The sequence below is a fragment of the Nitriliruptor sp. genome, from assembly GCF_040882075.1.
Taxonomy (GTDB): domain Bacteria; phylum Actinomycetota; class Nitriliruptoria; order Nitriliruptorales; family Nitriliruptoraceae; genus Nitriliruptor.
In genome coordinates this window covers 1-1447 of the sequence record NZ_JBBEBZ010000011.1, presented here as the reverse complement: position 1 = coordinate 1447, position 1447 = coordinate 1, and the positions used below count along the sequence as shown (strand labels likewise).

Below are 1447 nucleotides of genomic sequence, written 5' to 3'. Positions count from 1 at the left end.
GGGCGGCCGTGACTCACCACTTCTGACGTCTCAAGACCGAGCAACAACGGCGGTTGTACCTATGCAGGTCGGTTGACCGCGATCGTGCGTAGCGGCGGTTGCAGCCAGGTTCAGGAACGGTTCTCACCCGTGCTTCCGCGGAGACGCCACGTGGGGGCGGGTCCTCATCCAGTTGAGCCGAGCGAGCCCACGACGCGTTGAGGCCACCGAGCATCAATCCCGAAACTGAGGCGCTGCGCGGCGATGCGACGACTCGTCCGGCGTCTCGATGGCCGGTAGCCGCCCAGCCGTTCTCCGCGAGCAACGGATGGCCGTCGAGTTCGTGGACGAACCGCTCCGGCAGCAAGTCCATGACGTAACCTGTCCCCATGAGCTTCGAGCGGATCTCCATCGACCCGGACCGGATGCAGGGGTTGCCGTGCATCCGGGGGACGCGTGTCACCGTGAGCGCGATCCTGGGACAGCTCGCTGCGGGTCGTTCGGTCGACGAGGTCCTCGAGGACTACCCCCAGCTCGAACGTGAAGATGTGCTCGGAGCGCTGGAGTACGCCGCTGCCGCTACTCGCGAGCGTGAGATCCCTCTGACCGCGGCGGGATGAAGCTTCTGCTTGACGAGAACCTCTCACCCCGGGTGGCGAGGATGCTCCAGCTGGCCGGCCATGACGTCGCTCATGTCACCGAGGTCGGCCTCGGCAACACCGACGATGCCGAGATCCTCACTGCAGCCGCCGGCCAGGGTCGAGCCATCGTGACCGCCGACACGGACTTCGGTGCGCTGCTGGCGGCTCGTGGGACCTCGTCGCCGTCGGTTGTGATGCTCCGCTCATCCGACCATCTCACGCCCGACGAACAGGCCCGACTCATCGTGACCGTGCTGGAACGCGTCGGTGAGGAGCTCAAGCAGGGCGCCATAGCCAGTGTCACGCCAGAACGGATCAGATTGCGCACCCTCCCCATCGCCCCCACCTGAGCGCCGACATGCCTCCGGCATCCCGGCCTGGCGACAACGCCCGTTGTCGCTACGTCAGCCCTCGCCCGCGAGACGGAGAACAGAGCGGTGACAGCCGGTTGTTCGGACCGGGATCCAACACGGTCCTTGGCCCGCAGGACCGTGGTAGGCGACGACCACGGCTCTTCGCCGCAAGGACGGCATCCGGTATCGGCGAAAGGGGCTGTCCACCTTGCTCCTCCAGCCCCCACATCTTGGGGTCCGGGTGGCCGCTGCTACAGCCACCGACTGGTTCGAAATCCACGTCCTACGGGGTCGTAGTCGGACCACGCCGGACGATCGAGCAGCAGCGCCCTGACCACAGCATGTTGTGGCAGGAGGAGCTACGTGGATACCCCCTTCAGCGAAAAGTGCACCACGCTCCCCGCGCCGTCAGCCGCCGGCGCCTTGCCGGATCTCGTCGTCCATCGTGCGCAGGTAGGGCGCGACGAGCTCGCC

General features: G+C 66.7%; 2 protein-coding genes. Both read left to right on the top strand.

Annotated features, from left to right (window positions below):
- The first annotated feature begins 368 nt into the window (after positions 1-368).
- Entirely contained in the window at positions 369-599 is a 231-nt protein-coding gene (locus WEB03_RS00760) for a DUF433 domain-containing protein (protein WP_368069064.1), read from the top strand.
- A gap of 41 nt (positions 600-640) precedes the next feature.
- Entirely contained in the window at positions 641-970 is a 330-nt protein-coding gene (locus WEB03_RS00755; protein WP_368069063.1) for a DUF5615 family PIN-like protein, read from the top strand.
- Positions 971-1447 lie beyond the last annotated feature (477 nt).

Coding starts and splice junctions, on each gene's coding strand:
- WEB03_RS00760 (WP_368069064.1), top strand. CDS start 369: ATGAGCTTCGAGCGGATCTCCATCGACCCGGACCGGATGCAGGGGTTG.
- WEB03_RS00755 (WP_368069063.1), top strand. CDS start 641: ATGCTCCAGCTGGCCGGCCATGACGTCGCTCATGTCACCGAGGTCGGC.